The organism is Bradyrhizobium sp. 76 (assembly GCF_023073025.1).
Lineage (GTDB): Bacteria > Pseudomonadota > Alphaproteobacteria > Rhizobiales > Xanthobacteraceae > Bradyrhizobium.
Map to the genome: position 1 here is coordinate 235,170 of NZ_JADPIS010000015.1, position 24,928 is coordinate 260,097.

The 24,928-nt window shown below is 64.3% G+C and carries 27 protein-coding genes; 20 read left to right on the forward strand and 7 right to left on the reverse strand.

Features of this window, described 5'->3' with window-relative positions; genetic code table 11:
• The first annotated feature begins 284 nt into the window (after positions 1-284).
• The 10 genes from IVB48_RS01970 (at position 285) to IVB48_RS02015 (ending at position 8,892) form a co-directional block, all read left to right on the forward strand.
• Positions 285-3,452, forward strand: coding sequence for a CheR family methyltransferase (locus IVB48_RS01970; RefSeq protein ID WP_247361723.1), 3,168 nt, complete (start codon positions 285-287; stop codon positions 3,450-3,452).
• Complete coding sequence (locus IVB48_RS01975; RefSeq protein ID WP_247396984.1) at positions 3,452-4,195, forward strand: Crp/Fnr family transcriptional regulator; 744 nt, start codon at positions 3,452-3,454, stop codon at positions 4,193-4,195. Before IVB48_RS01970 ends, IVB48_RS01975 begins: the two co-directional genes overlap by 1 nt.
• 88 nt (positions 4,196-4,283) lie before the next feature.
• Positions 4,284-4,577 (forward strand): hypothetical protein, encoded by a 294-nt coding sequence (locus tag IVB48_RS01980; protein ID WP_247286908.1) that lies wholly within the window; start codon positions 4,284-4,286, stop codon positions 4,575-4,577.
• Between the two features lie 254 nt (positions 4,578-4,831).
• Complete coding sequence (locus tag IVB48_RS01985; protein WP_247396987.1) at positions 4,832-5,038, forward strand: hypothetical protein; 207 nt, start codon at positions 4,832-4,834, stop codon at positions 5,036-5,038.
• 2 nt (positions 5,039-5,040) lie between these two features.
• Positions 5,041-5,241, forward strand: a complete 201-nt coding sequence (locus IVB48_RS01990) for a hypothetical protein (RefSeq protein ID WP_247286904.1) — start codon at positions 5,041-5,043, stop codon at positions 5,239-5,241.
• A 79-nt stretch (positions 5,242-5,320) separates the two neighbouring features.
• Positions 5,321-6,397, forward strand: a complete 1,077-nt coding sequence (locus tag IVB48_RS01995) for a flavodoxin family protein (protein ID WP_247396989.1) — start codon at positions 5,321-5,323, stop codon at positions 6,395-6,397.
• Positions 6,394-7,299, forward strand: a complete 906-nt coding sequence (locus IVB48_RS02000) for an NAD(P)/FAD-dependent oxidoreductase (protein ID WP_247396992.1) — start codon at positions 6,394-6,396, stop codon at positions 7,297-7,299. The genes IVB48_RS01995 and IVB48_RS02000 overlap by 4 nt, the downstream gene beginning before the upstream one ends.
• An 18-nt stretch (positions 7,300-7,317) precedes the next feature.
• Positions 7,318-8,262 (forward strand): cation diffusion facilitator family transporter, encoded by a 945-nt coding sequence (locus IVB48_RS02005; RefSeq protein WP_247396996.1) that lies wholly within the window; start codon positions 7,318-7,320, stop codon positions 8,260-8,262.
• 101 nt (positions 8,263-8,363) lie between these two features.
• A complete protein-coding gene (locus IVB48_RS02010) occupies positions 8,364-8,693 on the forward strand; it encodes a four-helix bundle copper-binding protein (RefSeq protein WP_027567375.1) in 330 nt (109 codons plus the stop codon).
• Positions 8,694-8,703: 10 nt separating this feature from the next.
• Positions 8,704-8,892, forward strand: coding sequence for a hypothetical protein (locus IVB48_RS02015; protein ID WP_247396999.1), 189 nt, complete (start codon positions 8,704-8,706; stop codon positions 8,890-8,892).
• 22 nt (positions 8,893-8,914) lie between these two features.
• Here the strand turns inward: IVB48_RS02015 and IVB48_RS02020 are convergent, their stop codons facing one another.
• On the reverse strand, positions 8,915-9,172 hold the full coding sequence (locus tag IVB48_RS02020) for a hypothetical protein (RefSeq protein ID WP_007603214.1): 258 nt from the start codon (positions 9,170-9,172) through the stop codon (positions 8,915-8,917).
• Between the two features lie 288 nt (positions 9,173-9,460).
• Between IVB48_RS02020 and IVB48_RS02025 the strand changes: the two genes are divergently transcribed.
• On the forward strand, positions 9,461-9,835 hold the full coding sequence (locus IVB48_RS02025; RefSeq protein ID WP_027567373.1) for a hypothetical protein: 375 nt from the start codon (positions 9,461-9,463) through the stop codon (positions 9,833-9,835).
• A gap of 3 nt (positions 9,836-9,838) precedes the next feature.
• Here the strand turns inward: IVB48_RS02025 and IVB48_RS02030 are convergent, their stop codons facing one another.
• Both IVB48_RS02030 and IVB48_RS02035 read right to left on the reverse strand, forming a co-directional pair.
• Positions 9,839-11,143, reverse strand: coding sequence for a polysaccharide deacetylase family protein (locus tag IVB48_RS02030; protein ID WP_247397002.1), 1,305 nt, complete (start codon positions 11,141-11,143; stop codon positions 9,839-9,841).
• Positions 11,144-11,321: 178 nt separating this feature from the next.
• Complete coding sequence (locus IVB48_RS02035; protein ID WP_247398124.1) at positions 11,322-12,095, reverse strand: polysaccharide deacetylase family protein; 774 nt, start codon at positions 12,093-12,095, stop codon at positions 11,322-11,324.
• 116 nt (positions 12,096-12,211) lie between these two features.
• Here IVB48_RS02035 and mgtE point away from each other — a divergent pair, with 116 nt between their 5' ends.
• The 4 genes from mgtE (at position 12,212) to IVB48_RS02055 (ending at position 16,147) form a co-directional block, all read left to right on the forward strand.
• On the forward strand, positions 12,212-13,633 hold the full coding sequence (mgtE, locus tag IVB48_RS02040) for a magnesium transporter (RefSeq protein WP_247397004.1): 1,422 nt from the start codon (positions 12,212-12,214) through the stop codon (positions 13,631-13,633).
• Positions 13,634-13,794: 161 nt separating this feature from the next.
• Complete coding sequence (locus IVB48_RS02045; RefSeq protein WP_247397008.1) at positions 13,795-14,112, forward strand: helix-turn-helix domain-containing protein; 318 nt, start codon at positions 13,795-13,797, stop codon at positions 14,110-14,112.
• Between the two features lie 171 nt (positions 14,113-14,283).
• Entirely contained in the window at positions 14,284-15,102 is an 819-nt protein-coding gene (locus tag IVB48_RS02050; RefSeq protein WP_247397011.1) for an aldo/keto reductase, read from the forward strand.
• 49 nt (positions 15,103-15,151) lie between these two features.
• Positions 15,152-16,147, forward strand: a complete 996-nt coding sequence (locus IVB48_RS02055) for a hypothetical protein (protein ID WP_247397014.1) — start codon at positions 15,152-15,154, stop codon at positions 16,145-16,147.
• A 495-nt stretch (positions 16,148-16,642) separates the two neighbouring features.
• On the opposite strand, the gene IVB48_RS02060 is transcribed toward IVB48_RS02055, so the two are convergent.
• The 3 genes from IVB48_RS02060 to IVB48_RS02070 form a co-directional block, all read right to left on the reverse strand.
• Complete coding sequence (locus IVB48_RS02060; protein ID WP_027567366.1) at positions 16,643-17,695, reverse strand: HlyD family efflux transporter periplasmic adaptor subunit; 1,053 nt, start codon at positions 17,693-17,695, stop codon at positions 16,643-16,645.
• Positions 17,692-18,957 (reverse strand): glycosyltransferase, encoded by a 1,266-nt coding sequence (locus IVB48_RS02065; RefSeq protein ID WP_247397016.1) that lies wholly within the window; start codon positions 18,955-18,957, stop codon positions 17,692-17,694. Before IVB48_RS02065 ends, IVB48_RS02060 begins: the two co-directional genes overlap by 4 nt.
• A 1,038-nt stretch (positions 18,958-19,995) precedes the next feature.
• Positions 19,996-20,709, reverse strand: coding sequence for a DUF599 domain-containing protein (locus IVB48_RS02070; RefSeq protein ID WP_027567364.1), 714 nt, complete (start codon positions 20,707-20,709; stop codon positions 19,996-19,998).
• Between the two features lie 117 nt (positions 20,710-20,826).
• Between IVB48_RS02070 and IVB48_RS02075 the strand changes: the two genes are divergently transcribed.
• From IVB48_RS02075 to IVB48_RS02095, 5 genes are all read left to right on the forward strand, one after another.
• Positions 20,827-21,489, forward strand: a complete 663-nt coding sequence (locus IVB48_RS02075) for a glutathione S-transferase family protein (protein WP_247397020.1) — start codon at positions 20,827-20,829, stop codon at positions 21,487-21,489.
• Positions 21,490-21,576: 87 nt separating this feature from the next.
• A complete protein-coding gene (locus tag IVB48_RS02080; protein WP_247361701.1) occupies positions 21,577-21,945 on the forward strand; it encodes a YidB family protein in 369 nt (122 codons plus the stop codon).
• A gap of 178 nt (positions 21,946-22,123) precedes the next feature.
• Positions 22,124-22,327: a hypothetical protein gene (locus IVB48_RS02085; RefSeq protein WP_007611353.1), complete on the forward strand. Its 204-nt coding sequence runs from the start codon at positions 22,124-22,126 to the stop codon at positions 22,325-22,327.
• A 158-nt stretch (positions 22,328-22,485) separates the two neighbouring features.
• Positions 22,486-23,460 carry a hypothetical protein gene (locus tag IVB48_RS02090; protein ID WP_247397024.1) on the forward strand — a complete coding sequence of 325 codons (975 nt, stop codon included), beginning with the start codon at positions 22,486-22,488 and terminating at the stop codon, positions 23,458-23,460.
• A gap of 43 nt (positions 23,461-23,503) precedes the next feature.
• Complete coding sequence (locus IVB48_RS02095; protein WP_247286885.1) at positions 23,504-23,944, forward strand: DUF1489 domain-containing protein; 441 nt, start codon at positions 23,504-23,506, stop codon at positions 23,942-23,944.
• Here the strand turns inward: IVB48_RS02095 and panC are convergent.
• A complete protein-coding gene (panC, locus tag IVB48_RS02100; protein ID WP_247397038.1) occupies positions 23,941-24,792 on the reverse strand; it encodes a pantoate--beta-alanine ligase in 852 nt (283 codons plus the stop codon). The two genes, IVB48_RS02095 and panC, sit on opposite strands and share 4 nt — an antisense overlap.
• Between the last annotated feature and the right edge of the window lie 136 nt (positions 24,793-24,928).

Here is a 24,928-nt window from a genome sequence, read left to right on the forward strand (position 1 = left end):
CGCTCGACGTTGCGGCGCAAACGATCGTTCTCGCGGAGCAGCCGGCGGGCGGTCGCGGTGGCATCCTCGGCCCGCCTGATCAGGGCCGCGAGTTCGTCGGACGTTTGCATCATAGGACTCCTGCCGCACGCAACTATGGGCCCGTGGTCGGGAATTGACAACGACGCTCGCTGTATGGAACGCAGCGTGACATTTCCGCCTTTCACCTGTTGAGATAACGTCAATTCTGCTATTGCGGCGAGCGGGCATCCGGTCCCGGCACTGAATGAGAGCCACCGAAGACCATGCATGAAGTCGGCGACCAGTCGGTCGAAAGAGAGCGCCAGATCAACTCCCCGCTGATCATCGGGGTGGGTGCCCCGCCGACCGCTCTGGGCAGCATCGAACGCTTCTTTGGCAAGTTGACCCTTGGGGCCGACCAGGCCGTCGTGCTGGCGCTTCAACATCATGAAGCGCTCGATGAACCCCGGCTGCGCCGGATCGTGCAGAATTCCAGCGGCGGCAAGGTCGCCGACATCAGCGACGGCCAGACCATCGAGGGCGGCACGATCTACCTATGCCCGCCGGCGATGATCACCACCATCCGTGGCGGGCGCTTCGCAGTCCGAGAGGCCGAGCAGGCGCCGGGCGAGCGGGCCACCATCGACAGCTTCCTGGTGTCGCTGGCTGAAGAACGCGCCGAGCAATCGATCGGTGTGATCCTGTCAGGCATCGGCGGCGATGGCACGCTGGGTACTGCGACGCTGAAGGATCACGGTGGTCTCGCGATCGCCGAAAAAGGCGCGAGCGACGAGGCGGATCATCTGAAGGACGCCGATACGCCGGCCGCGATCGCCGACTACGTGCTGACCGCCGAAGACATCGCCGAGCACATCCAGGTCTATGCCCGTCATCTGCGGCGGCTGGAAGAGAAGCAGGGGTTCGACGAGGTCTTGGCCGCTGCGGCGACCTCGCTGTCGCGCATTGCCGACGTCCTGCGCAGCAAGACCGGCAATGATTTCCACGGCTACAAGCAGAATACCTTTCTGCGCCGCGTGCAGCGACGCATGCAGGTGGTTCAGATCGCCGATATTTCCGCCTATGTCGATTTCCTGCGCAACGACCAGGACGAGGTGCAGCACCTCTTCAACGATCTCTTGATCGGCGTCACCGAATTCTTCCGCGACAAGCGCGAATTCGAGGTGCTGGAGAGCCAGATCGTCCCGAAGATCTTCGAAGGCAAGACCGCGGGCCAGCAGGTTCGCGTCTGGGTGCTCGGCTGCGCCACTGGAGAGGAGGCCTATTCGATCGGTATCCTCCTGCGCGAGCACATGGCAAAAATGGACTCCGCGCCGCAGGTTCAGATCTTCGCTACCGATATCGACGGGCGGGCGCTGGCGACCGCGCGCGTCGGCCGTTACCGCACCAAGATCGAGGCGGACATGACCAGCGAGCGGCTGGCGCGCTGGTTCGTGCGCGAGGGTGACACCTATTGCGTGGTCAAGGAGCTGCGCGAAATGTGCATCTTCTCGCAGCATAACGTGATCAAGGACGCACCGTTCTCCAAGCTCGATCTCGTCTCCTGCCGCAACCTGCTGATCTATCTCAATGCCGAACTGCAGAACCGGGTGATCCCGCTATTCCATTTCGCACTTCTGCCGGATCGCTATCTGTTCCTCGGCAATTCCGAGAACGTGACGCGGCATCCAAAATTGTTCGTGCCGATCGACCGCCGCGCCCGCATCTTCAAGAAGCTCGAGACCGGAACGCGGTTGCCGCCGGAATTTCCAATCACGACCGCTGCGGGGAGGGCAACCCTCGAGGTGGTGCCGGCGCGCTCGTTCCGCCCCGACGTCGGGCTGGAGCGCCGCGCGCAGCGGGTCGCGGAACGCTACTCGCCGGCCTATGTCATCATCGACGGCAACTTTCAGGTCCTGCATTTTTCCGGGCGCACCGGCCGCTTCATCGAACCGACGGCAGGGGTCGCTACGCTAGACCTGCTCCAACTCGTCCACCGCGATCTCCGCCTGGAACTGCGCGCGGTGCTCAGTCGCGCGACGGAGACCAACGAGGCCGCCCATGTCGTGCAGGTGCAACTCGGCGCCAACGGCCATCGCATTCTCGTCGACATCACGGTGGAGCCGATTCAGGATGGCGGCAGCGGCCACCGCAATTTCGTCGTCCTGTTCAAGGAAGGCCCGGTCCGCGCCATTGATCCCGAAGAGGGCCAGCCCAATGCGCTGGTGCAGACCGAGCATGTGGAGCGTATCGAAGGCGAGCTGCGGGCGACGCGGGAGCGCCTTCAGGCGACCATCGAAGAACTCGAAAGCACCAACGAGGAGCTGAAGTCCTCGAACGAGGAATACCAGTCGCTCAACGAAGAGCTTCAGTCCGCAAACGAAGAGCTCGAAACCTCGCGCGAGGAACTGCAGTCGGTCAACGAGGAGCTGACCACCGTGAACGGCGAGCTGGCCCACCGCGTCCAGGAATTGACGCGCGCCACCAGCGACCTCGAGAATTTCCTGGAGAGCACCCAGATTGCGACCGTGTTCCTCGACAACGATTTGCGGGTGATGAACTTCACGCCGGCGATCACGCAAATTCTGCATCTCGTCGAAACCGACACGGGCCGTCCCATCGCGCATATCAAGGCGCGCATCCCCATCGAGGAGCTCTATGACGACATTCGCGGCGTGCTGCGCACGCTCGCCATCGCCGAGCGCGAGCTGAGGGACCCGGACGGCGGCACGCGCTACATCGTGCGCATCCTGCCCTATCGCAGCATCGACAATTTCATCGCCGGGGTCGTCATCACCTTCGTCGACATCACCGCCATCACCCGCGCCGAGGAGCGGCAGCGCCTGCTGCTGGCCGAGCTCCAGCACCGCGTCCGCAACACGCTCGGCGTGGTGCGCTCGATCGCGCGTCGCACGGCCGATACGAGCTCGACGGTCGAGGAGTTTGCTTCCCACCTCGACGGCCGGCTCAACGCATTCGCCCGTACCCAGGCGCTGGTGACCCGCGACCCCGAGGGCGGCGTTGATCTCGAATACCTCGCGGTCGAGGAGCTGCTGGCCTATAATGCGAGAGAAGGCGAGCAGGTGCGTGTCAGCGGGCCCACGGTACGTTTTCACTCCAAGGCCGCGGAAACCTTCGCGCTTGCCATTCACGAGCTCGCGACCAACGCGCTGAAATATGGCGCCCTGAGCCGGCCGACGGGTCGCATCGAGATTTCCTGGCGCATTGAGCAGGGCACCGAGCCGGCGGAGCTGGTATTCGAGTGGCGGGAGCGCGGTGGGCCGCCGGTTGCGCCGCCGCCGCACAAGGGATTTGGGACCGAGCTCCTTGAGCGCACACTCGCGTTCGAGTTCAAGGGGCAGACCACGATGGCATTCAATCCGAGGGGACTGGAATGCACGATCGCCATTCCCCTCAGCAAGCGCGCGTTTCATACACCGGCGGTAGCCAACTGATGCCCTTGTCGCTAGATCGCAGCCTGCTGGATCCGGTCATTCGCCGGCTGAACGTGCTGAGATCGTTGTCGGCCGAGGCCCGCACCTCGCTCGAATACGCAATGCTCGAGGGAATCCAGCGCGCAGGGGCGGGCGAGGATCTGATCTCGGAGGGCGATCCGGTCGACAGCGTGCGCCTGGTGCTGTCGGGCTGGCTCTGCCGCTACAAGACGCTCGAGGACGGCAGGCGCCAGATCGTCAATTTTCTCTTTCCCGGCGAGAGTTGCGACGCGCACGCGTTCCTGCTGTCGGTGATGGATCATTCCATCGCGGCGATGACGCCGGTCGTCTACACCGAAATCAAGCGCGCGCGGTTCGAGAGTCTGGTGGCGGGCGACCGTGGGCTCGCGGAAGCGTTCTGGTGCGAGACGCTCGTCAACAACGCGATCCAGCGCGAATGGGCCATCAACCTCGGCCGCCGGGTGGCCTTTGAACGCGTGGCCCATCTGTTCTGCGAAATCATCGAGCGGCTGCGTCCTGTCGGCATGGTCGAGGGCAATTCCTGCGTGATGCCGGTGACGCAAATGGATCTTGCGGACGCCACCGGCCTGTCGGTGGTCCATCTCAACCGCACGGTTCAGGAGTTGCGTGCCTCCGGCTTGATCGTGCTGCGCGATCGCACGCTGACCATCACCGATCTCGATGCGCTCAAGGACGCGGCGCTGTTCTCGTCGAGCTATCTGCAACTCTATCGACGGGCTTAAGCGCTTTCTCGCCTGGGAACGGTCGTTGGTCCCCTATCCGATCGGGTGTTCCGAGGTACTTGATCCAGGTTAGTGTTCGCGGCTGTTTTTGAGCGGACGGCTGGTTTTGAGCAACTTACGTAACTTACGTAAAGGCGCCTTCGTCGCGAAGCTTTTATACTCTCGCTCCATGAACGACGTCCTCCTTTCCCGCGCTGAGCGCGCGATCGAAGCAAGCCGCGTCCTTCGGGCGCAGCACAGAGCGGTCGCGGATCAGCTTGAAAATGCGAAGCGCGAGGTGCGCCGCGTGGTGATGGAAAGTGCGATGTTGCGTGCGGAGCTCAAGGCTCTTCGCGACGATCGCGAAGAGCAGCCCGCCCAACACCTTGTGCCGCCGGAATAGGAGCCGACGAAGTGAACGTGCAGCACGCGCCCGGATGGCGCCCCGCTGCGCGCGTCCGGCGCTGCTCGGCCGCTGTCCTTCGCACCGCAAAATCACGCACCGTTAACTTACTGAAATGCAGGAACCTGCGGTTGCGGCCGAAGCTCCGAACGCTGCCGGTCTGGGCCGCCCCAACCGGCACGAAACTCCGGCCCCGGCGCCGACCTCCCGCCGGGGCCAATTTCCCTCCATCCAAAGGGTTTTGTGAAAGTACAATGACCGCCAAACGCAACCGCAGGAAACAAACCCAATCGCTCCAGGAGCGATTAGCGGCATTCGCCGAAACCGCCCGCGACCGCGCGCGCAGCCTACCGCCCGGCAAGGAGCGCGACATGCTGCTTCGGCGCGCCATGCAGAACGAAGTGACCTCGAACCTGACGGACTGGTTGAGCGAACCCGTCTACCCGAGACGAGGAGGATGATGATGCGGAGCATCAAGCACTACCGCGCTTTCCAGATCGATCCGGACGGGCATGTGTTTGGATGCATCAACCTGGTCTGCGACAATGATGAGCAGGCCAAGCGCGAGGCCGCCTCGCTCGTGCTGGTGCACCGCATCGAACTGTGGCGGCTGGACCAGCGCATCGCGCAATTCGATGTGCCGCTGGAAGTTGTTCGCCAGTAGAGCGACGAGAGGAGAGCGACGAGGAACCGCGCGCTGCGCCCCGGGTTGGTCGACTGTACCGACCTCGCGAGGAGCCAGCATGACGGAAGCCGACATTCGCAAGGGGATGCCGCCCGTCAAGCTCTCGCGCGAGGCGTTCGAGCGCCGCTACCGGAGCCGGTTCGTCGATCCCGCCTTTGCACCGCTCCAGCGCGAGCTCGACGCGATCGTCGGCGCGGCCTGGGATGCCTACAGCGGTTCACGCAAGGCCCCGCTGACGCGAAAGGCGGGCGCGGGATTCGCCGATCCCGGTTACGACATCGCCGTCGACTGGCTTGATGCGCGCGCGAAGATCCTGGCGGCGCAGCGACGCCATGACGATGCGGACGAGACGCCGCGCATCCTGATCATCAACGGCTCGGCCCGCAGCGAGCACACCTGTCCCGGCGAGATGTCCAAGACCTGGCGTCTGGTCGAGCTCGCCGAGCCGGTCTTTGCCGAGCTTGGGTTTGCCGTCGACATCCTCGATCTGTCGCGCTTGACTTCGGAGTTCGGCAAGACGATCCATCCCTGCAAGTCCTGCGTCGGAACGGCGATGCCGCTCTGCCACTGGCCGTGCAGCTGCTATCCGAACTATTCGCTGGGCCAGACCGACGACTGGATGAACGATATCTATCCGCTCTGGGTCGCGGCCCACGGCATCCTGATCGTGACGCCGGTGAACTGGTATCACGTGCCCGCCGGCCTCAAGGCGATGATGGACCGCATGGTCTGCGCCGACGGCGGCAATCCCGACCCGACCTCGACTCACGGCAAGAAGGCGGACGAAGCCAAGGCGCTGGAGCTGAAAGGCTGGTCCTATCCGCGCCATCTCGCCGGCCGTCATTTCGGCCTCGTCGTTCACGGCGATGCGGTCGGTGCCGAGGGTGTGCGCCGGGCCTTGTCGGATTGGCTGACCGACATGCAGCTGATCTCGGCGGGCCGCTTCGCCGAGCTCGATGGCTATGTCGGCTACATGGAGCCATACGCCACCTCGCACTGCGACCTCGATGACGACAGGGCATTCCAGACAGAGGTGCAGAACGTCGCGCGCGCCCTCGGCAATGCAGTCCGGCTGGTGCGGAGCGGGCAGCTTCGCGAGCCCGGTGCGGGCCTGTCCGACCCAAACCCCAAATGACGGCGAATGATCAGCCGTATGATTGCCTGATCGTCGGCGGGGGCCCCGCCGGGCTGATGGCTGCGATCTACCTCGCGCGATTTCGGCGCCGCGTCTGTGTCGTAGACGCAGGCGCGAGCCGGGCGGCGCTGATCCCGCGCAGTCACAATGTGCCGGGCTTCGTCCACGGCCTGTCCGGCACTGACCTGCTCGCGCGCATGTCCGCGCAACTGGGCGAGCTCGCGGTCACGCGCGTTGATGTCGAGGTCACCGGCTTGCGACGACACGATCATGGTTTTCAGGCGATCTGGAACGGCGGCGCGCATGCGGCCAGCACCGTCATCCTTGCCAGCGGCATCGTCGACGCCCATCCGCCGTTCGACGAATGGCGAGCGGGGGTCGCAGACGGGCTGTTGCGCTACTGTCCCGTTTGCGACGCCTTCGAGGCGATCGGCCGTCGTATCGGCATCGTCGGTCCGCTTGACCGCGCCGCCGGCAAGGCGCTCTTCATGCGCGGCTACTCGCGCGACGTGACGCTGCTGGCAACGGGCGAGGATGACGGGAAGGCCGCCGCACAGGAGCTGAATGAAGCGGGTGTTGAGATCGTCGTCGCGCCCGGCCTGCGCCTGAGGCGGAGAGACGACAGCATCGAAGCCGTCTTCGCAGGAGGCCACACTGCGCAATTCGAGATGGTCTACCCGGTAATGGGTGCGGAGGTGCGCTCGCATCTCGCGATGAATCTGGGGACCGAACATACCGGGGAGGGTTACCTGAAAGTCGACGACCATCAGCGCAGTTCGGTCGACGGGCTCTACGGGATCGGCGACGTCGTCACCGACCTGCACCAGATCTCGGTCGCGTTCGGCCACGCCGCGGTCGCCGCCTGCACCATCCACCACAGCCTGCCGCGGCGGCTGGCATGAGGAGCGGGGTATCGGACATTGGTGACAGAATCATCCTCGAAGACCGCGGTCTATGCGGCGCTCTTCGGCAATGTCCTGGTCGCGGTCACCAAAATCGGCGCCGCCGCCTGGACAGGAAGTTCGGCCATGACGAGCGAAGCGGTGCATTCGCTCGTCGACACCACCAACGAGATCCTGCTGCTCTACGGCTACCGGCGCGCGAGCCGTTCGCCCGACGAATGCCATCCGCTCGGCTATGGGCGCGAGCTGTATTTCTGGAGCTTCATCGTTGCGCTGCTGATCTTCGCCCTGGGCGCCGGTGTCTCGCTGTATCAGGGCATTCTGCATGTCGCCGCACCCGAGCCGATCGAAAGTCCGATCGTCAGCTTCGTGGTGCTCGGGCTGTCGTTCCTGTTTGAAGGCGGCTCCTGGCTGGTTGCCCTGCGGCGCTTCAGTTCGGACGGCCAGCGGTTCGGATATTATCAGGCCTTCGTTCGCAGCAAGGATCCTCCGGCATTCATGGTGCTGCTCGAGGACAGCGCGGCGCTGGTCGGCATCGCTATCGCCGCTGCGGCCACCGCGGCGGCCGTATGGCTGCGCCAGCCGGTCTGGGATGGGATCGGCTCGATCCTGATCGGGATATTGCTGGCCATCGTGTCGATCGGTCTCGCGCGCGAGAGCAAGAGCCTGCTGATCGGCGAGCCTGCCGATCCGGAGCTTGCGCGATCGGTCCTCGACATCGCAAGACGTTCGCCCGGCGTTCTCAGGGCCAACGGTCTTCTGACGGTGCAACTGTCGCCGGTCGAGGTCGTTGCGGCCCTCAGCATCGAATTTGCGGATGACAAGCGCGCCGACGACATCGAGCGATGCGTCGTTTCGATCGAGGCCGAGATACGCAAACGCCATCCAAGCGTGGCGGCGCTGTTCATCAAGCCGCAGACCGATGCTCGCTACCGGGCGGTGCGCGCGAGGCGTTACGGCTAGCTTCGCGAAGTTCCCCGGTGTCACAATCGGCAGGACGGCAGGAACGATCGCAACATCCCACTGGTTGACCCATGCAGGGGGCGAGCATTGGAGAAAACCGGATGGCTCAATCCGAAGACATGACGCGCTGCATCGCGCTCTGCATGAGCTGCTACCAGACCTGCCTCGGCACCGCGATGAACCATTGCCTCGAGACCGGCGGCAAGCACGTCGAGCCCAAGCATTTCCGCCTGATGATGGCGTGCGCCGAAATGTGCCGGACGGCGGCGCATTTCATGCTGATCAATACGCCGCATCACCGGCATACATGCGGCGAATGCGCAGAAATCTGCAGCGAATGCGCCGAGGATTGCGAGCGGGTCGGCGGCATGGAGGAGTGCGTCGCCATGTGCCGCTCCTGCGCACAATCCTGCCGTGCGATGGCGGCCTGAGGACAAGCCCATGCTGGAAGAGAAACTCATGGAAGCCATCGTCGAGGAGCTGAAGCGGCAGGCGGCCAACCGGCCGCAATTGCTGAAGGTCGAACGGGCGGACGACGCGAAAGCCTCGGAGGAGCTGATCGTCAACGGCAAGATCGACTTGGCCGCGTTGGTCATGGTGATCGCCGGATCTGTCGCCGGCGGACCTTAGGTCCGGCCGGTCAACGGCGCTCTCAGCCATACTCTTCGCCGATGCCGTATTCCCGGTAGATCTCCAGCGGATCGAGGTCGGGAAACAGCCGGCATTTGGCCTGGGCGAGATGCAGGCTCACCGCCGCCGGCTCCTTGCCGTTCGAGAGCATCTTGCGGATGTCGTCCATATGCGCGCTCGGCTGGTGCTTGGTGTCGAGCTGTTCCAGCGCGACTAAGGCAGTCGCCAGCGCCTCGGTCAGAACCCAGTCGTCGTGGCCGGTGATTCCCTTCTTCGGCATCGGCAGACCCCACATGTGGCGGCCCCAGTCTATCGGGACTTCCGCCAAATCTCCAAGGAGCCGTTGCAGCCAACAGGCGCGCGGAAGGCACCGGCGGCCTTGCTCCGGCTTGCATTATGGCCGGCCGTGGCTAAAAGGCGGCATTGCAGGGGCAATAGTATCTTTGTTGAAACAAAGTTGGCGTAGACGGGCCTGCATGGCATTCAGGCCGGCTGTTCCGGTCTGGGCTCCTGATCCCCGCATTTGCAACACGGTCCGGTTGCGCCACCCTCCAAGGCTTGAGCCCGCATGGTCTTTTTAAGCTTCGTCTATCGCTTCGTGACCAACTTCGCATTCATGGCGATGGTCTATTTCAGCCTGAATTTCATGGAGAAGTACCAGAACCGGGCGATCATCGCGATCCTGGTGCTGGTCTATACCGGCATGCGCGCAGCTTCGACGCTGCGGGCGTTCTACTTCTACCAGAAGATCGAGCGGCTGGAGGCTGAGACCAAGCGGCTGCAAGGGCCGATCAATGACGGCGCGGGCGGAACGAACGCGCGCAGGCAGGTCGTGGTTGACGTCGCCCGGCTGCGGCGCGACGGCGAGGTCAAGTCCTATATGGACCTGTTCTTCCTGGCGCTGATCGTATTGCTCTGCGTCGCCAACATCATGCGACAGTAAGCTCTACTGCGCGCGCTTCTTCAGGCTCGCCACGCGGGTCGGGCGCGGCGCGGCGCTCTTGGGCGCAGTGCTCTTGGGGGTAGTGCCCTCGGCCTCTGCGGCATGCTTCGGTGTGCCATGAACAGCGTGCGCGGTGCGGGGAGCGCGCGACTTGCCGGCTTTGCTCTTGGCCGCGCGGGGCGTCTCGGCTGCCATCGCCAGGCGCGTCGCGGCGCGCCGCGACAAGGTCGTCGACAGCAGCACCTCGACCGAGCCTTCCGGGATTGCAAAGAGATCGCGGCCAGGCACGGGCAGGGTGGCCGCGACATTGGCGAGCGCCATGGTCTTGTGCGGCAGCAGCGGTTGGTGCGCGGCCTGTGCGTTGAGGTCGGCCAGCGAGGGCGCCGGAAGCATCTTGGTCTGCGCGAACACGAAGTTCGGCACGGCCGGCCAGCGCGCGATCGGTGTGGTCTCGGTCGGCGGATGCAGCAGCCATTCGACCGGCGTTGTCGGCGTCGCCGGCTGCTCGGGGGTCGCGGGCACCACATGCACGATGCGATAGCCGCGCGCCTTGAGGTCGCGGATGATCTTCGGCAGCGCCGCCACTGTGCGGGCCTGGATGTCGTGCAGCAGCAGGATCCCCTTGCCCTTGGCCTCAAGCCGCTGGATTGCGAGCTGATAGACGCGATCGGACGACACATGGCGCCAGTCGTCGGCCGGGAAATCGGCGCTCCAGACCTGGATCCCGCGCGAGATCAGAACGTTCTCGACGCCGTCGGCGCGCATCAGGCCGGGAATGCGGAAGAACGGCGCGAGCTTGGACGGATCGGTCATCGCGGCCGACGTCCACTCGATGCCGCCATTGATTTGCGCCTCGGCCTTGTCGAGCGGCATCCGGTCCATTGTGAGCGGATGGTTCATGCTGTGCGTGCCGACGGTATGGCCCGCTGCGACCAGCTTGCGCACGCCTTCCGGGTTCGCCTTGGCCTGTTCGCCAATGATGAAGAAGGTCGCCTTGATGCACTCGTCGGCGAGGATCTGCAGCACCTGGTTGGAATATTTCGGCAACGGACCGTCGTCGAAGGTCAGGACGACTTCATGGTCCTTCAGCGGCAGCGTCTCGCGGTACTGCATGGTGCCGATGCGGGGATGCTCGTGCGGATCGACCACGAGGGTGCGGGAGGTCCCGAGCGCGCCCGGATGGCCGGGGCAGTCGGCCGCAAGGGCCGGCGAGCCGATGGTCAGGACACCCAAAAATCCGCCGAGGAATCCACCAAGGCGAAGGACGATCCACGATCGCGTCCGAGCAACAACGCTACTTCCGATCATGAACCCCGTCTGCCCTCTTACGCGATTGCCGCCATAGTAGGTCGGAGACATCAGCAAACGGTTCAGGCGCAAGAGCCTTTGCCGTTGCAAGTCCCCTCAATACTTGCATGGCGTAGCATGAACAGACTGTTAATAGGGCCCAAATCACCCCATTTTGCGCCGGCGTGACATTCCGGCATCAATGCGCGTCGGCACTCTTCTGCGATGCGCCCGCCGGCACGACGTGAACCACCCGATAGCCATTCTCCCTCAGATACCGCAGGAAGGCCGGCATGATCGCGGCCGTGCGTGCCTTGGGATCGTGGAACAGGATGATACCCTTGCCGGCGGCGGCAAGGCGCTCGGTGACGAGCTTCAATTCCTGCTCCGGCGTCATCTCGTTCCAGTCGCTGGCCCACAGGTCAGCCCCGAACACGACGATGCCGCGGGACTGGAGCAGGTCGAGCTCGGCTTGCGTCGCTTCGAAATAGGGAAACCGGAAGAACGGCGTCGAGGGTGTCGTCGTCGGCGTGCCGTGCAGCGCCATCTCGTCGGCGGCAATGCCGCGGTCGATCTCGCTCTTCGCCTTGTCGAGCGGGATCCGCGCCATGAACGGATGCGAGAAGGTGTGGTGGCCGATGCTGTGGCCCTCGCGGGCGATGCGCTTGACCATGTCGGGGTGTTCCGAGGCGTGCAGGCCGATCAGGAAAAAAGTCGCGCGCACGCATTCCTGCGCCAGCGCCGCCAATACCTTCGACGTCGTCGGCGGATGCGGTCCGTCGTCGAAGGTCAGCACGACCTCGTGATCGGCGAGGGCCAACGTCTGCGGAAAGCTCTTCAGGCCCACGCGCGGCGTGGTCTTGGCGTCGACGCTCAGAATGCGGGAGGTGCCGAGCGCGTCCTTGCGCGGGCACTCGGCGGCTTCAGTCGAGGCGATGCCGGTGAGGGCGGCGAGGGCTGCGCCGGCCGCCATCGAGGTCCACCTCAGTCGAAGCATCTTTGTCATTGCGCTCAGAGTTGCCTTGTGGGTATTGGCTGAACCAACAGCTCAGACCACTCGTTCCAACCTGTCGGACGGCGAGGCGCGCCATGGATGAACATCTGGACGGTGCCGCGCCTGCCGCGGAATCGGTACTCGACCACGTGCCGATGCGCAATGAAGACGGCGAAATTCGTCACGAATTCGTCGCGGAAATTGCCCATGCGATCGAGGCCGGCGACAGCGCCGCGCTGCGCGCCTGCGTTGCCGAGCTGCACGAGGCCGATCTCGGCGATCTCATCGGGGCTCTCGAGCCAGACGATCGGGTCCGCCTGGTCGAGCTGACGGGGCGCGATTTCGACTTCTCCGCGCTGAACGAGCTCGACGAGGGCGTGCGCGAGGAGATCCTCGAGGAACTGCCGCCGCAGACGGTCGCGGAAGGTGTGCGCGAGCTCGAATCCGACGACGCGGTCGAGCTGCTGGAAACGCTCGATCAGGCCGATCAGGAGGAGATCCTCGAGAAGCTGCCGCTCAAGGAGCGCGTCGTGCTCGAGCGCAGCCTGCTTTATCCGGAAAATTCCGCCGGTCGCCGGATGCAGACCGAGTTCATCGCGGTGCCGCAGGATTTCACGGTGGGACAGGCGATCGACTACATGCGCGAGACGCCGGATCTGCCCGACCGCTTCTACGAGATCTATGTGGTCGACAAGGAGCAGCACTGGCAGGGCGCGGTCTCGCTCGACGTGCTCCTGCGTGCCCGCCGCCCGGTGGCGCTTGCCGAGCTGACTGACGAGGATCGCCGCCGCGTCTCCGTCCTGGAGGACCAGGAGGAGGTGGCCCGCATGTTCGGCAAGTACAACCTCGTCGCAGCCCCCGTGCTCGACACCCAGGACCGCCTCGTCGGCGTCATCACCGTCGACGACGTCGTCGACGTCATTGAGGAAGAGGCGGACGAGGACCTCAAGGCGCTCGGCGGCGTCAACAGCGACGAAGAGCTGTCCGACACGGTGTTCACCATTGCACGCGCGCGGTTCAACTGGCTGCTGGTCAATCTCGCCACCGCCTTTCTGGCGTCCTCCGTGCTCGGCCTGTTCGAGGGCCAGCTCGAGAAGATGGTGGCGCTCGCCGTGCTGGCGCCGATCGTCGCAAGCCAGGGCGGCAATGCCGCGACCCAGACCATGACGGTCGCGGTGCGGGCGCTGGCGACGCGCGAGCTCGGCTCCTCCAATGCATGGCGCGTCGTGGTGCGCGAGGGTCTGGTCGGCCTCGTCAACGGTCTCGCCTTTGCCGTGATCACGGGCGTCGCTGCGGTGGCCTGGTTCAGGATCCCGGGCCTTGGCATCGTCATCGGACTCGCGATCATCGTGAACCTCTTCGCCGGCGCGCTCGGCGGCATCCTGATCCCGATGGCACTCGAACGTGTGCGAGCCGATCCGGCGGTGGCGTCAGGCACGTTCGTGACAACGGTCACCGACGTCGTCGGCTTCTTCTCCTTCCTGGGAATTGCGACCTTGTGGTTCGGGCTCAGGTAGGAGCTGTTGAAATCCGTAGCCTGGATGGAGCGAAGCGTCATCCGGGCCGCCGGGTCGGCTCCAGAGACGCCCCGGATTGCGCTGCGCTCCATCCGGGCTACTGGCCTTCATCTTTAATTCGAACTTAAGCGGCCTGCCGCATCATCGCCTTGCTTGGGGGAATGAGCATGCGTGTGCGGCTGAAGGCGGACGGACGGATCGTCGAGTTGCGGGATGGGCAGGAGTTTCCGGTCCAGCCGTTTCCAATCCAGCCGGTACCTAACGCAGCGCCGGCCGAAGCCAGCTCGCTCGCCGTACGCGATTTACGGCGCCGCGCCTGCCTGACGCAGATGGAGTTTGCGGCCAAGCTCGGCGTTCCCGTCGAGACCATCCGTAACTGGGAGCAGGGCAAGCGGGCCCCGCGGGGACCCGCCCGCGCGCTGCTCGCCGTGATCGCGCATGCGCCCGACACCGTGTTCCAGGCGCTCGCCAAACCTTGAGCTCAAAGCCTGACGTCATGGCTTGAGTCAGGGCTTGGCGCGAACCTCCCGTTAGCATTGCGCTGAAGATCCGGCTCGGCCGCTGACGTCGCCCGTTGGCAGTGTCGCCAGCCGGGTTCATAATGACGCCCGGATGATGATTTGGGACGACCGCGACAGAGAGGATTCCTCATGCTGTTCGTCGAAACCAATGGCGCAAGGATACCGGCGATCGGGCTGGGAACCTGGGAGCTGAGCGGGCGCATGTGCGCGCGTGTGGTCGAGCAGGCACTGCGGCTCGGCTATCGCCACGTCGATACCGCACAGGTCTACGACAATGAGCGCGAGGTCGGCGACGGCCTGCGCGCCTCCGGCGTGCGCCGCGACGACATCTTCCTGACGACGAAGGTCTGGACCAATCATTTCGCGCCCCACGATCTCGAACGCTCGGTCAAGGAGAGTCTGGTGCGCATGCGGCTTCCCTCCGTCGATCTCTTGCTGTTGCACTGGCCCAATTCGCACGTGCCGCTGGAGGAGACGTTGGGCGCGCTGTCGCATGCCAAGCGCATGGGCCTGACCCGCCACATCGGCGTCTCCAATTTCACCGTCGCGCTGATCGAACAGGCGGTGGCGTTGTCGCCGGAGCCGCTGGCCTGCAACCAGGTCGAATACCATCCTTATCTCGACCAGGCGAAGGTGAGGGCGGCCTGCGATCAGCACGGGCTCGCGCTGGTCGCCTACAGCCCGATCGCCAGAGGGCGGATCAAGAGCGACCAGACGCTCGCCGAGATCGGGCGTCTGCATCACAAGACGCCGGCGCAGATCTGCCTGCGCTGGCTGGTGCAACAGAATGTCGCTGCGATCCCGCGCACCTCGCGCGTCGAACGCCTGTCGGAAAACATCGAGATCTTCGATTTCGAGCTTTCGGACGACGAGATGGCCCAAATCGCCGCGCTGGCCAGTCCCAGGGGCCGCCTGACCGATTTCGGCTTCGCGCCAAAATGGGATTGAGAGGGGGCTGCCGTATGCTAGGACCAGCTTGGCAACCTGAAGTCAGGCGATGGAACTGCGGAAGATCATACGGACGGACATTGCAGCGTCGGCGATCGCCCATCTGACGCTGGTCGCGCTGATCATCGTGATCAGCGAAGTCCATCCGTTTCACGCCAGCCCGCCCGAATCGGTTTCCGTCAGCATCGTGACGCCGGAGCAGGTGAAGCAGGAGGAGGCCAAGGCCGAGGAGAAGGCAGAGGAAAAACTCAAGGCGAAGCCGCCGGAGCCGACTCCTGACCTGAAACTGCCGAAGCTGGATTTCACCGACAAGGACAAGGCGGCCGCCGCGCCGAAGCCCGAGGCGAAGCAGCAGGCCGCAGCACCGTCCTCGAAGCAGCAGGCCTCGCCCGAACAGCCGCAGCAAAAACAGCCGCAGCCACAGCCTTCACAGACGCCTCAGCAGCAGCGCGAGGCAAACACGCAGACGCAACCGCAGCCTCAACAGCCACAGCCTCAGCCATCGCAGTCGCCGCCGCCTCAGGCGACGCCCCCGACGCCGCAGCCCCCGGCGCCGCAACTCCTGCCACAAGCGATGCAGCAGCCACAGGCCGCGCCGCCCCCGGCCTATCAGGCGCCGGAGCCCGATGTCACCGTCAAGTACGGCGTCATGCTGGGCCTGCCGCCGGAATTGCCGACGGAGCTGCCGAAGGACGCCCCCAAGGACGATGGCGGCGATGCCAAGGATTCAATCGCGGCCAAGCTGCCGGCCGAAATCATCGCCGAGCTGCGCCGTCACTTGCGAAGCTGCGCCAAGCTGCCGGCGGGGGTCGCGCCGACCGACAACGTCAACATCAAGCTGCGCACGGTGCTCGCCACCGACGGCACGCTGGCGCGCGAGCCGATCCTGATCGAAGCCCCGCCGTCCGCGAAGGGCGTGGCGCTTGTGAAGTCCGCCATGAGCGCGCTTCAGGCCTGCCAGCCCTACAAGATGCTGCCGGCCGACAAATACGGGGAATGGAAGGTGATAGACCTGCCGTTCAGCCCACGGGATTTCGGCGGATAGCAGGTCATCATGTAGCCCGGATGGCTTGTCCGCCGTAGCTCTAAGAGCGAAGGCGGAAGCGAAGCGTAATCCGGGGCCGCTCGCCCGGCATTCGGCACCTTCCCGGATTACGCCGCTGCGCTCCATCCGGACTTGCTGCTCAGCGCATAGAATGACCGTACGTCCAACTTTGCGTCTGGCGACGGACAAGCCCGAGATCGCCGCTAGTCCTTACAAGCCAGCCGGAGCACACGCTGGGGACACTACCATCTCAACCCAACACCTTGTGCACCGCGCGCTAGTGCCCAGGATCTCGCATGCTGGGTCAGCCGACACAATGTCGCGGCAGCACTTCGGGCACGTATATCCCGCGATGCTTGGTGCGAAGTCATACTCCGGACCAACGTAGGCGCAGATCATGTGGTGGAATACCGGAAACGAGATCAGAGCGGATGAGCCGCAAGCCGGGCAATTCGTTTGAGTCCCTTCGATCTGCATGCTGCACCTCGCTCCCTCTCACAGCTCGTCGAGCCCGAATAGTCCCACCAGCACGGAAGCGATCCGCGCGCTGAGTTGCGTATAGTGCATGTGGACGTCGACGGCCGAGTTCAGCGCCGGGAGATGCGCGCCTGGGCTGAACCTAATTCGCGCGATTTGCGAGGCGGTACGCTCGCGCGCCACTGACGAGCCCGGTCCCGGGTACACATCTGACACCGGCAGGATTTCAATGATCTCGCCCAGAATTCGCCGGTTGCCGAACAGGACAAACACTTCGTTGCCGACTTTTGGATCGGACAGGCGTTCGTTAGGAACGTACCAGTCGACGAAGACATCAGTGGGGTCGAGAATTTCTGCAATCGGAGTGCCCGCCACCAGCGATTGGCCGGCGCGCGCAGGATTGTTCGCGACTATGCCAGCTATGGGCGCGAAGACTCTCCCATCTGCAAAGCTGCTTTCAACCTTTTCGAGGCGATCACCGAGTTGCCGGCTGAATTCGTCGAGAGCGGCCAATTGAGTGCTGGCTTCGGCGGCTTCCGCCTCCTGCGAGACCACGGCTTTGTTCGCCAAGGCGCGCTCCCGGGACATGTCTATACGGTAATTCAGGCTCGCGGCTGATGAGTTTGCGATAAGTTCGACGGCTTCCTCAGCAAGCCGCAGATGTGAGCGCGCCGCGTCGAGAGATTCGCGCGCAACCCGGGCCTTGACACGCAGTTCCGCTCTGCGGCCGGCGATGTCCGCGAGCGAACGCATATAGGTGGCGACAATTTCATCGTGCTGCGGAGACCGAACCCTTCCGATTTCTTCGCCGGCCTTGACCGATGCACCTCTCAGCACGGTGATGCTGTTGATCTGCACGATGTAAGGCAGTGAAATCAAATATCTTGGTGAGGACACGCTGCCCGGCCCGCCGAGATAGAGAATTGGCCTCCCGAAATAGACGACAAAGAATGCGAGTATGCCGAATACGATTGTCGCATAGGCGGCGCGGACAGCCCGTCCCGCCGCGCGCCGACGGCTCTCGATGGGGTCGGGGATATGGGGATCGAGTCGTGTTAGCGTGATGGTCATTTGGCCACTTCCTTCGTCCGATCGCCGAATAGTGCACGGCGAACGCGCGGCGGCACGAAATCATCGTTCCGCGACGAGGCAAAGATGATTTCCGAAGAGTAGGAAAAGAACCGCGCGCACTTCAGATAGACGCCTTGGTAAAGCGGAAAGATCAGCGCCATCTTCCAGCCGAAGGTTCCGACGGATCGATGGAATAGGGCGAACACAAGTGCCACATTGAAGACCGAGATCCAGAGCAGCAGCACGTATATCGCCGAAAGAAACAACACGGCATCCGAGCCGAACAACAGCACAATGTAGGCCAAGTAGAATGGCAGGCTGAGCGTCGGAACGAGATCGAAGACGATGAAGTCCAGCCGTTGGATTGTGTCCGGTAAACGCTCTAGCGGGTGCCGAAAACTCAGCTCGCCATACATCATGAAACGGATGCGCAGAGCATCGCGATCCCAGCGCGCGCGCTGGCGCAGCAGACTTATGCCGCTTGCGGGGGCGGCTGTTTCCGCCCAGGCGTCGGATACGAAGCGAATGACATAGCCGAGCCTGCGGAGCCGCAAGGTGTATTCCATATCCTCTCCCGGGCCGACGTCGAGCCCGCCCTGCTGCGCGAAAATATCCCGGCGATACATGGAACAGGCGCCGGACAGACACGCGATCGCATCCACCACGTCTAGGATCGACCGCCCCGCGGTGATCGACATCAGGTATTCGACGCTTTGAAGTCCTGTCCATATCGAGTCGCGCTCGTTGCTGATCGCGATGCTGCAACTTGCGCCGGCGACGAGCGGATCGCTGAACGCAGCCGCGAGGCGCTCAACCGCGTTCGGTTCGAAGACAGTGTCGGCATCTACGGTCAAGAGAAGATCGCCGCGGGCAAACCGTGCTGCAGCGTTGATGGCGGCGCTGCGGCCGCAGCGCGTCCCATGGCAGATGACCATGTCAACCTGCCCCTGCGCTCTCGCCCGCTCCGCGACCGCACGTGTTTCGTCGGTGGACCCGTCGTCGACGACGATGATTTCGACAGGTCGGAGGGTTTGCCGGCGCAGCGAACTGATCGAAGGAGCAAGCCCGGAGCCGCCGTTGAACGTCGGGATAATCACGCTTACCCTCGCTTGGCAAACCGTCCCACTGGCGCTTCGCCGCTTCGAGCTGAACAGAGCAAGAGACACCAACGATAAGGTGTAGCGGGGGATGTCGAATATCAGCAGCGAGAAGGCGAGTAGAAATAAACTCGTTCCGGCGAGCACTTCGACCATTTCGGACATGCCGCCACCTCCACTACGACAGGACCACTCCGAGCATCCGACCAAACAAGGTGCGCAAGGCAATTATCAGACCAGAAAATGAAGACCATCGCGTTGATGGTCGAGTGGTAAATTGCGTAAACATTTGCTTTTTGTGTTTGCGCTATTCACCTGCAGCGTCGGCTTCGTCAGTTGACGATGACCGGCTCTCGAAGGCTGATTGTTGGCGTGCCGGCATCAGCGTTGCAGTTGGAGTTGTTCCCCGCGTCGATAAATCCCACAAGGTGACCAGGTCCGTCCAACCTTTCAGGCGCAAGACGGCCTCAGTCTGGAAAGACTGAGGCCGGTGGGGGCGTCGATGTACCGTTGGGGTCGGTACTCCAGAACTCTAATCGCGACGCACCAATCTGCGTATTGTCCTTGAGGACAACCAATCAGCACGTCGTCCCTCTCACACATCTGCGAACCGCCCGACGGGTATGCCGGACGGTGGTCCGTGCCACGCACACGCCGTTGATACGTGTCCTACCGACGCCGCAGGCAGCAGCGACTTCCGTAATCAAGCTTTCGGGCTGTGAAATCGGGCAGGTGTCATCGCCTGAGCCGATACTGCGAAGAAGAAGGCGGACGTGGCAATTCCGAGCGACTTGATCATATCGAGCTCCCTGGAAGCGCCCAACCGCCCGGCCGGCGCGGCGAAGCGATGGACGCGACTCCCTCAAGCTGATGCCCGCTCAAGTCAGGGAATTGAGATAGATCAAAGCGACTTCAGGAGTTCCCATGAGGCAATCGCTGCACAGGCCGAGACGCCGGTTTAGGATTATGATCGCAGGCTTCCCTGTGCCCTTGGATAAGAGGGGGAGGTGACCAGGCAAAGATACGGGCGAAATGCGCCGCGAGAGTGCGAAGCTATGTCTGCAATTCAAAATGCGAGCTGGAAAAGTGGCGCTGCCGCCTCATACTGCGTCAATGCGAGCGCAGCGACTTGTCCGCCACACTCCGCCCTCGTACCCCGGACGCAGCGCAAGAGCGCTGCAGCGCGTCCGGGACACAAGCGCGTCAACGACCGCGCCTCATCTCCTCGCCGTCCACCACCTCCGGCGCCATTGCCTCCCACGCGCTCGAGGCGAATTGCCGCCGCCAGGTCACGATCACCACGGCGGCCGTGGTCACGAACAACACCCAGGGGCTGACGAACCAGCCGAGATAGCCGAGTGCGAAGAAGAAGGCGCGCTGGCCGCGGTTGAAGTGGCGGCCGGCGGATTCGAACAGGCGCGAGGTGCGGATCACATGGGCTTCGGCCTCCGGCGTGTCACGCTGCGAGGCCGCGGGCATGCCGCCGAACAGGATCGCGACATAGTTGAACAGGCGGTACGACCATGCGAATTTGAAGAAGGCGTAGACGCAGATCAGGACGAGACCGACGCATTTCAGCTCCCACATGGCCGGCGAGGTGCTGAGATCGATCGGCAGCTTGCTCAAGATCGTGATCGCGTCGTTGGTCGCGTGCAGCAGCGCCAGCGCGCCGCCGAGCGCGATCAGGCTGGTGGAGGCGAAGAAGGCGGTGCCGTTCTGCAGCGAGGCCATGATCTGCATGTCGACCATGCGCGCGTCGCGGTCGAGCAGCCGGCGCACCCACACCTCGCGGTAGCGGTTCATGCGCGCCGACAGGCTGTCCCGGCCATAGGCCGAATGCTCCAGCGTCAGCGCGTAGACCAGCCACTCGATGATGAAGAAGCCGACGGCGGTGATGTCGACCCAATGCCTGCTCATGTGTGTCTCCTGATCGCAACGCTTGCCACGCATGGCGAGGTGCAGCAACGATTGATTGGCGGCAGGCGATGGCGTTAAAAGCGGCTCGCTTCAAGCGTATCGGGAAGGACTGATGACATGGCTGCGCTGAAACTCGCAATCGGCAACAAGAATTACTCGTCATGGTCGATGCGGCCCTGGCTCGCGCTCCGCGCCAACGACATCCCGTTCGTTGAGACCCTCATCCCGCTCTACACCGACAATCCCGCGGACAAGGAGCAGATCATCTCGTTCAGCCGCGCCGGCAAGGTGCCGGTGCTGGTCGACGGCGACATCACGGTGTGGGATTCGCTCAGCATCATCGAATACCTTGCCGAGCGCTACCCGGAAGTGAAGTTGTGGCCGGACGCCGCCGCCGCCCGCGCCCATGCCCGTTCGGTGTGCGCCGAGATGCATTCCGGCTTCATGGCCCTTCGCAACGAATGCGGCATGAACCTGCACCGCCCGGTGCACCCCGTGACGCTGTCGGCGGACGCCGAGGCCAATATCGCGCGCGTGCAGGAGATCTGGCGCGAATGCCGGACCCGGTATGGCGCCAATGGACCGTTCCTGTTCGGGCGCTTCGGCGCGGCAGATGCGATGTATGCCCCGGTCGTGCACCGCTTCCGCACCTACGCAATCGAGGTCACGCCGGAGACCCGGGCCTACATGGACACGATGCTGGCGCTGCCGGCGTTCCAGGAATGGACCCGGGACGCGCTCGCCGAAACTCTCATCATCGAAAAGTTCGAGAACGTGTAGTCGCGAATGTGATTAAGCGCGGCTTGACGGCGCAGTGCGTGGCGGCGCTCAATCGCGGCGGAGCTACGGGCAAGGAGAGGGGACATCATGGGAATCCTGGACTCGCTGGAGAATAATCCGGCGCTGCGTAGCGCGCTCGGCCAGCTCGGCGCAGCCGTGTTGCCCGACGTGCTGAGCGAGGTGCTCGGCAGCAACAATCAAGGCGGTCTCGGCGCGATCGTCGCAAAGCTCCAGCAGGCGGGGTTCGGTGACCAGGTCAAATCCTGGCTCGGCAAAGGCCAGAACCTGCCGATCTCGGCCGACCAGCTCCGCGGCGTTCTCGGCAGCGATATCGTCCGCCAATTGGCTGCCCGCTACAACATCCCGGTCGACCAGCTGGGCCAAATTCTGGCCCAGGAACTGCCCAAGGCGGTGGATCACGCCAGCCCCGACGGCCGTTTGCCCCATACCGCCTGAAGAACCGGTTCCAGCGGTATCATCGGCTGGCGGCATCACTCTGAAATAACTGCAAAATTCGCACGTTTGCCATGTTGCATACTGCTGGCCAAAAACGCCCGCCGCGTGCTATACCCCGGCCGGGTTTCCGGCCGGCCGACGCAGTGGGACCATGGGCGTGGCAGGCGTTGTTTGAGTGATGGAGAGGGTGTTGAAGCACAAATTCCCTATTGGCGCGCGCGTATTGTTCACCGCCAGCAATGTCGCACGCCCCGCTGCCAGCGGCTCGTATGAGGTCATCCGCCTCCTGCCGACCGATGGTGACGACTGTCAGTACCGGATCAAGAGCTCGACCGAAGCCTTCGAACGCGTCGCCAAGGAAAGCCAGCTCGCGCTGTCCTGAAGGCCGCCGCTATCCGCGCATTGGCGCGTCCCGGGGAATTGTATTCTGCCGCCGTCAAAAGGCCCGCTTCACCTTCAAAAGGTGGGCCGGGGGCAGCAGCCGACTCTCGGTGCTCGCTTTGACCATTCGCTCTCTGCTCGCGTGAGGGGACGTCGCGCATGAACTGGGCATGGGCCTCGTCGCTCGACCAAATCTGGCGCTCGCCGGCCTTTCCAATGTGGATGATGGTGGCGGCTGCCGGCTTCTTCGGACTGATCCTCCTGGTTACGCTGCTGCGCGCCGAGCGATCGGTCGCCAACGGTGCGCTGACCGTTGTTGCACTGCTCGCCATTGCCATCGCGTTGGCTGCCGTCGTGCGTGTCGATGGACCGGCGGGGCAGACCACGCCGACCGAGGCGCGCGCGCAGGCCGCGATGACTGCGAGCCTGCCGGCGCTGTCCTGTCTCGACGATCTCGCCGGCGATGCTGTGGCCATTGGCTGTGAAAAGGCGCTGTTCGGCGCGCCTGACGTGGCGGCTGCGGCCGTCTCCACGACCGCGGCCAGGATCGACCGGCTGACGGCGCTCGGCGATGCAGCGACCGCGGAGAGGAGCCTGACGCCCGACATCAAGGTGCTGCGCAAATCGCTGGAGCGTGATCGCTACGGCCTGGTCGCGCAGGTGCTGGTCGCGCGCGACGGCTGCACGCAGTTCGACTGCGCCGCGTTCCGCTCGCTGACCGACCAGCAGCAGGTCGCCGCCAACATGGATTCCCATCTCTACGACACGCTGGTCGCGCGCTACGCGCCGACCTGGAATGCGCCTGCAGCAGCGCAATCGTTGCCGGCCACTGCCGCGCTTGCGGGACTGCCGCCGTCGATGCCGACGGGCAAGCCGACCAATGCGGAGTTCCCGAGTGCCTCGTCGACGCCGCCGGTCAGCATCATGAACCCGGAGCCGCCGACGCGCCAGGCGTCCCCCACCGCGAACGCAGCGGCCGCGCCGGCTCCGCGCGCCCCGGCAGCGGCCTCGGCACAGACCGCAGCTCCCGCCGCGAAGAAGCCGCCTGCGCCGAAGGCTGCGCGGGCGCCAGCGGCAGCACCGGTTCCGCTCACGCCGCCGGCGGCAGCTCCCCCGGCTGCGGATAACGAGTAGATCGGCATTCCAAATGCGTGGCTGCCCGGCTAATGCTGGGGGCATGCCACTACATCTGATCAAGCTCGCCGTCGGCTGCGAATCCATCAAGGAATTGAAGGAGTGGACCGCCGAACGGATGCAGACCGCCAAGAAGAAGGGTCTGCCGCAACATCACATCCACATCACCCGCATGGTGCCCAAGCGCGACGCCGAGATCCTGTCGGGCGGCTCGCTCTATTGGGTGATCAAGGGCGAGGTTGCCGCGCGCGAAAAGATCATCGGCATCGAGCCGTTCCGCGACAAGGACGGCATCGGGCGCTGCCGGATCGTGATGCAGCCGAAGGTGATCGCGGTGTCGCCGCGGCCGATGCGCCCATTCCAGGGCTGGCGCTATCTCGCCGACGATTCGGTGCCGCCCGATCTCGGCAAGTCCGCGGCCGGCTCGATCGCGGCGATGCCGGAGCCGATGCGGCGCGAGCTGCGCGATCTCGGGTTGCTCTAAACCGCGATATTGTCGATCAGCCGGGTCGTGCCGAGCGTGGCCGCGACCAGGATGCGCAAGGGGCCGTCCTTGCGCGAGATGACAGGCGCCAGGGTCGCTGCATGGCGCACCTCGAAATAGTCGAGCTCAAAGCCGGCCGCCGTGATCATCGTGGCACCGCGTGCCATTGCGGCTGCGACCGCTTCGCCGGCGCGGATGCGCCCGGCGCTGTCCTTCATGGCGCGGTACAGCGTGGTCGCGGTCTGCCGCTCCTGTGGTGACAGGTAGACGTTGCGCGAGGACATCGCGAGCCCGTCGCGCTCGCGCACGGTGCGGGAACCGATCACCTTGACGCCGAGGTCGAGGTCGCGGGCCATCTGCGCCACCACCCGCAACTGCTGAAAATCCTTCTCGCCGAAGATCGCGACATCGGGCCGGCACTGCGTGAACAGCTTGCCGACGACGGTGGCGACGCCGCCGAAGAAATGCGGGCGGAAGCGGTCCTCGAGGCCGGCCAGCGCTGGTCCCTCCGGCACGATGCGGGTGGCAAAGCCCTCCGGATACATGGCCTCGGCGCCGGGATGCCAGACGATATCGACGTCGTGGGCGGCGAGCTTGGCGAGATCGGCCTTCCAGGTTCGCGGATAGGCGCCAAAATCCTCGGTCGGAGCGAACTGGGTCGGGTTGACGAAGATCGACACCACGACGCGGCTCGCGCGCCGCCTGGCCAGGCGCACCAGCGACACATGGCCGTCATGGAGCGCTCCCATGGTCGGGACCAGCGCGATCGTGGCCTTTCGCTTGCGAAGATTGTCGACGGCGCGTCGCAGGGTGGGGACCGTGCGGGCGATCAAGGGGCTGCGTGACATCAGAACTCGACCGGGTTGGGAATCGGCGGGCGCGTCCCGGCGCCCGGCAAGCTAACCTTAACAAGCGGCGCCCATGGACGCCACGCATCCGGATGCGGCAGAGCATCCCGCGCAAAGCCGCGCAAGTGGTCGCGAC

What these genes read in the sequence shown, in the direction of transcription:
- IVB48_RS01970 (WP_247361723.1), top strand. Translation starts at nt 285, where the DNA reads ATGCATGAAGTCGGCGACCAGTCGGTCGAAAGAGAGCGCCAGATCAAC.
- IVB48_RS01975 (WP_247396984.1), top strand. Translation starts at nt 3,452, where the DNA reads ATGCCCTTGTCGCTAGATCGCAGCCTGCTGGATCCGGTCATTCGCCGG.
- IVB48_RS01985 (WP_247396987.1), top strand. Translation starts at nt 4,832, where the DNA reads ATGACCGCCAAACGCAACCGCAGGAAACAAACCCAATCGCTCCAGGAG.
- IVB48_RS01990 (WP_247286904.1), top strand. Translation starts at nt 5,041, where the DNA reads ATGCGGAGCATCAAGCACTACCGCGCTTTCCAGATCGATCCGGACGGG.
- IVB48_RS01995 (WP_247396989.1), top strand. Translation starts at nt 5,321, where the DNA reads ATGACGGAAGCCGACATTCGCAAGGGGATGCCGCCCGTCAAGCTCTCG.
- IVB48_RS02000 (WP_247396992.1), top strand. Translation starts at nt 6,394, where the DNA reads ATGACGGCGAATGATCAGCCGTATGATTGCCTGATCGTCGGCGGGGGC.
- IVB48_RS02010 (WP_027567375.1), top strand. Translation starts at nt 8,364, where the DNA reads ATGGCTCAATCCGAAGACATGACGCGCTGCATCGCGCTCTGCATGAGC.
- IVB48_RS02015 (WP_247396999.1), top strand. Translation starts at nt 8,704, where the DNA reads ATGCTGGAAGAGAAACTCATGGAAGCCATCGTCGAGGAGCTGAAGCGG.
- IVB48_RS02020 (WP_007603214.1), bottom strand. Translation starts at nt 9,172, where the DNA reads ATGCCGAAGAAGGGAATCACCGGCCACGACGACTGGGTTCTGACCGAG.
- IVB48_RS02025 (WP_027567373.1), top strand. Translation starts at nt 9,461, where the DNA reads ATGGTCTTTTTAAGCTTCGTCTATCGCTTCGTGACCAACTTCGCATTC.
- IVB48_RS02030 (WP_247397002.1), bottom strand. Translation starts at nt 11,143, where the DNA reads ATGATCGGAAGTAGCGTTGTTGCTCGGACGCGATCGTGGATCGTCCTT.
- IVB48_RS02035 (WP_247398124.1), bottom strand. Translation starts at nt 12,095, where the DNA reads ATGGCGGCCGGCGCAGCCCTCGCCGCCCTCACCGGCATCGCCTCGACT.
- mgtE (WP_247397004.1), top strand. Translation starts at nt 12,212, where the DNA reads ATGGATGAACATCTGGACGGTGCCGCGCCTGCCGCGGAATCGGTACTC.
- IVB48_RS02045 (WP_247397008.1), top strand. Translation starts at nt 13,795, where the DNA reads ATGAGCATGCGTGTGCGGCTGAAGGCGGACGGACGGATCGTCGAGTTG.
- IVB48_RS02050 (WP_247397011.1), top strand. Translation starts at nt 14,284, where the DNA reads ATGCTGTTCGTCGAAACCAATGGCGCAAGGATACCGGCGATCGGGCTG.
- IVB48_RS02055 (WP_247397014.1), top strand. Translation starts at nt 15,152, where the DNA reads ATGGAACTGCGGAAGATCATACGGACGGACATTGCAGCGTCGGCGATC.
- IVB48_RS02060 (WP_027567366.1), bottom strand. Translation starts at nt 17,695, where the DNA reads ATGACCATCACGCTAACACGACTCGATCCCCATATCCCCGACCCCATC.
- IVB48_RS02065 (WP_247397016.1), bottom strand. Translation starts at nt 18,957, where the DNA reads ATGTCCGAAATGGTCGAAGTGCTCGCCGGAACGAGTTTATTTCTACTC.
- IVB48_RS02070 (WP_027567364.1), bottom strand. Translation starts at nt 20,709, where the DNA reads ATGAGCAGGCATTGGGTCGACATCACCGCCGTCGGCTTCTTCATCATC.
- IVB48_RS02075 (WP_247397020.1), top strand. Translation starts at nt 20,827, where the DNA reads ATGGCTGCGCTGAAACTCGCAATCGGCAACAAGAATTACTCGTCATGG.
- IVB48_RS02080 (WP_247361701.1), top strand. Translation starts at nt 21,577, where the DNA reads ATGGGAATCCTGGACTCGCTGGAGAATAATCCGGCGCTGCGTAGCGCG.
- IVB48_RS02085 (WP_007611353.1), top strand. Translation starts at nt 22,124, where the DNA reads ATGGAGAGGGTGTTGAAGCACAAATTCCCTATTGGCGCGCGCGTATTG.
- IVB48_RS02090 (WP_247397024.1), top strand. Translation starts at nt 22,486, where the DNA reads ATGAACTGGGCATGGGCCTCGTCGCTCGACCAAATCTGGCGCTCGCCG.
- IVB48_RS02095 (WP_247286885.1), top strand. Translation starts at nt 23,504, where the DNA reads ATGCCACTACATCTGATCAAGCTCGCCGTCGGCTGCGAATCCATCAAG.
- panC (WP_247397038.1), bottom strand. Translation starts at nt 24,792, where the DNA reads ATGTCACGCAGCCCCTTGATCGCCCGCACGGTCCCCACCCTGCGACGC.